The sequence below is a fragment of the Metalysinibacillus jejuensis genome (genome assembly GCF_003057615.1).
Classification (GTDB): Bacteria; Bacillota; Bacilli; order Bacillales_A; family Planococcaceae; genus Metalysinibacillus; species Metalysinibacillus jejuensis.
In genome coordinates, this window is the sequence record NZ_QAFW01000093.1 from 1 (window position 1) to 3,957 (window position 3,957).

At 36.8% G+C, this 3,957-nt stretch carries 4 protein-coding genes; all 4 read left to right on the top strand.

What is annotated here, in order from left to right; translation table 11 throughout:
- Positions 1–244, top strand: a 244-nt coding sequence (locus tag DDE80_RS13915; RefSeq protein ID WP_161952353.1) for a protein rep, incomplete at its 5' end; no start/stop codon positions are given.
- Between the two features lie 117 nt (positions 245–361).
- Positions 362–784 carry a hypothetical protein gene (locus DDE80_RS15495; protein WP_235612350.1) on the top strand — a complete coding sequence of 141 codons (423 nt, stop codon included), beginning with the start codon at positions 362–364 and terminating at the stop codon, positions 782–784.
- 561 nt (positions 785–1,345) lie between these two features.
- A complete protein-coding gene (locus tag DDE80_RS13925) occupies positions 1,346–2,743 on the top strand; it encodes a plasmid recombination protein (RefSeq protein ID WP_235612351.1) in 1,398 nt (465 codons plus the stop codon).
- Positions 2,744–3,021: 278 nt separating this feature from the next.
- Positions 3,022–3,957, top strand: a 936-nt coding sequence (locus tag DDE80_RS13930) for a protein rep (protein WP_235612352.1), incomplete at its 3' end; no start/stop codon positions are given.

A 3,957-nucleotide genomic window follows, 5' to 3' on the forward strand; every position in this document is an offset into this window, starting at 1 on the left:
AGTGACACCTGAGAATATTCAAACAGTGAAAGATTTAGATAAGGCGCTCGCCTACAAAAGATTAATTTCCTATGGTGGTCTGCTGAAAGAAATACACAAAGAATTAAATTTAGATGACGCTGAAGATGGCGACTTGGTACACGTTGATGATGAGACAGATGAGATAGCAAATGGTGCTGTTGAAGTGATGGCATATTGGCATGTTGGTTTAAACAATTATGTAATTAAAAAATTTGATGATTAATGGAGTAGCTGCGGCTACTCTTTTTTTATTTTCTGATAATAAAAGTTACTTTAATTGTTGAGTTTAAGTAACTTAAATGTTATAATATAAGTAACTTATAAAACAGGGGGAATAAAAATGAAATGTATGAATTGCGGTAGTAAAAAAGATGTCATTGATTTTGTTGCAGGAAATGAAAAGTTAATTCTATGCGTTGATTGTCGCGTAAAATTAGTAAACGGTGAACTTGGTAAAGTTGGTCGCCCGGCAATTGGAGTTACAAAAAAGGTTTCTCTTACGTTAACGGAAGAAAATTGGGATTGGCTAGATGAAAAAGCGGAAGGAAACCGTTCAAAATTTTTACGTGAAATTGTTTTGAATGCACTAGGGAATGAATCGGAATGGAGCAATTATGCTTGCTTAGGCTACGCAATCAAAGGTTTAGAAGATTTAAATTATCCAGCTGATGAAATCAAAAAAATTGTACGAGCAATTTACAGCACATTTGATATGACAAGTGTTAAAGATGCTGAAAAAATTTATACAAAATCACCTTATTAATACTTGTAAAATTTGATAAGAGGAAATACCTAAATCTATGCATATTGGAATTGGGAACGTGAAAATTATTTTATAAAAAATAATTTATGAGAGTAGCGAAAGCTGCTCTTTTTTTGTTTTTAACTCGCTTGAGGGAGAAGGTGAAACGTGGCAATTGTCAACGATAAATCGCAACGGAAAAGGTCAGCGTTCTTTGCTGATCTTTGCAGTGAGAATTTAAGGAGTTGACAATTTCACTACACCCAAACCCTCTTGCTGTCTTCAAAAGGTCACACCTTTTGGAGCTGCCTACCGGCGAGGGAGCCCCCTCAAAAAAGTGAGGGGGATGGGGGAGATTTTTAAAGGGGGGTCAAGGGGAAACTTTCCCCTTTGTGGGTTTGGGCAAGGCCCATGAACTTAATCTTTTCTGTGCGCTAAAGCGTACAGTCAGCGACAGCTGCAAGCCCTCGGCAGAGCGTTGTATAGTGAAATCGAGCGTAGCGAAAATGTCACTATACGCAAAACGTTACTTTGACAAAGTAACAAACCTTCTGTCATGATTGACTTAACGAGGTGATTTGTATGGGAGCAATGAGTGCGTCATTAAAATTGGATACTGGCAAAACAAATATAGCCCACAATAACAGAACAATGAGTGATAAAGAAAAAGAGCTAAATCCACATATTGACGAAAGCCGTTCTAGTGAAAATAAATATTTAGTCGAGAAGGATATTAAAGAAGTTTACAAAGAGGAATTTGGTGAAGCGTTAGAAAAATATAATGCTAAACAAAAACGAAACGATAGAAAAATTAAAGATTATTACAAAAATATTTGCGCCAGTAAGAAAACAAAACCCCAACAAGAAATGATTATTCAAGTTGGAAATAAGGACGATTTTTCTAGTCGAGAAGATTATGAAAAAGCTAATCAAATTTTAGAGGAATGGTTTAATGGTTTTGCAGAACGAAATCCTAACTTAAAAGTTTATAATGCGGTGATTCATAATGACGAAGCTACTCCACATTTACACTTAAATTTTGTGCCAGTTGCGGAAGATTATAAGCGAGGGTTAGAAAAACAAGTATCGTTTAATAAAGCTATAGCAAGTCAGGATGAAAATTTTAATCAAGAACGACCATTTGAGAACTGGCGAGAGAAAGAAATGGCTGTGCTTGAAAATTTGATGAAAGAGCGTGGGATTGAGCGCAAGCTAGTTGGTACGAATGATTACAAGGACGTGAACGACTACAAAGAGAAAAAACAGCTAGAGAGTGAAATTCAGGAGCTTGAAGCAGAAAAAGAAACGGTGCTGTCAGATTTAAGGGCATTTAAAAAGCCGAAGGAAATTGTCGAACGAATAGAACAATCAGCAAAGAGTGCTATATTTACGGACAAGGTTACTTTACCTTCCAGTGAATATAAAAAATTAATAGATGTTGCAAAATCGAGTGTAAAAATCAAATATCATAGTGAGAAAAAAATGAGTGCTGCAAGCGAAGAAATTCAAAATTTAAAAGCGAGTGTTCAGCGTGCTGATCAACGAGCGGATAAATTTGAAAATCGAGCGAATGAGTTAGAAAAGCAACTGGAAGGAACAAAGGGGAAACTCATTGAAGTTACAAAAAACGAAGTTATTTTTAAGAGCAAGCTCCAAGATACCAATCAAGATTTGAATATTAGTGAGTTAGAAAAGAAAGGTCGTCTTATTATGTTCAACTTAGAGAATGGGCATAATCCTAGAAACGCACAGGAAGGTGAGGAATGGCTTTCCGTACTTCAAGAGAATAAGAAAGCTAAGACAATCCCTGAGAATCGTTTAGAGGGCTTTTTAGGGCTTTTAAAAGCCTTTCTCGATAGATTGCTAGAGAAAAGCCAACAATTCTCTATGGACGGCTTAAAACGTCAGCAAGAGCGCATTAATAATCAAAATTCGACTAAGAAGAAAAATAAATCGAAATCGTATGATATGGAATTATAAAAAGCCACCCTTCCAGGTGGCTTTGTTTTTTGGTTTTGAACTTGGGTTTGAGCGCAGCGAAAACCTCGCATTTGAGCGTAGCGAAAATGAGTTCTTTCTTGTCTTGATACATATAGAAACAACTAGACTGCTCTAAAATAGGGTTGCGCCTTACAGCCACATGGGTTTGAGTGCCTTTTGACATGTAAAAACCCACTGTGCTATGATTTAAGTGTCAAATTCAAATCAAACAGTGGGGTTTTTGTATTTCCTCACCGCAAAGGGAGAGGTGTATTCACTTGAATAATCAACAAAATGATAGCACAACTACAAGTGTACTTGCAAGTGGTGAAATGCTAAAAGATATCGACAGTCGAGGGAAAGAACGTGACTGGAAAGGAAAGAAGAAACGTTCAATTTTGATGGCAGAACATCATGCAGCAGTCGAAGGACTGGAAAAAAAAGCAGAACGTATGCAAGAATGCGGCAATGTATTGAAGTTTAAGTTGATGAATAATCGTTTGAAGTTGTACCAAGCGTATTTTTGTAAAGCGAGGTTATGTCCGATGTGCAACTGGCGCAGGTCGCTGAAAATTGCTTTTCAAAATAAAAAAATTATTGCAGCAGTCAATGAGAGAGAAAAAGTTCGTTGGATATTTCTGACGCTTACAGTGCGAAATGTTGAAGGACATGATTTAAAAAATACAATGGATCAGATGACACAAGCGTTTAACCGTTTTACGAAATACGCTCGTTTTAAAAAGTCGGTACGTGGGTATTTTCGCGCCATGGAAGTAACTCGGAATTGGGATAAAGAAAGTGAATGGTATGGTACATATCATCCGCATTTTCATGTGTTACTGGCTGTACCAAATGATTATTTCGGACGTAATTATATCAAGCAGTCAGAATGGACTGATTTATGGCAGCGTGCCATGAAATTAGATTATGTCCCGATTGTGCATGTACAACGAGTGAAGCCAAAAAAAGATACGACGAATTTTGTCGAACTGGAAGACGAAGTGAAAAAATCCATTGCTGAACAGAACGCCATTTTTGAAGTATCGAAGTATCCAGTAAAAGATACGGATGTGATTCGAGGGAATCAAGTGACACCTGAGAATATTCAAACAGTGAAAGATTTAGATAAGGCGCTCGCCTACAAAAGATTAATTTCCTATGGTGGTCTGCTGAAAGAAATACACAAAGAATTAAATTTAGATGACGCTGAAGAT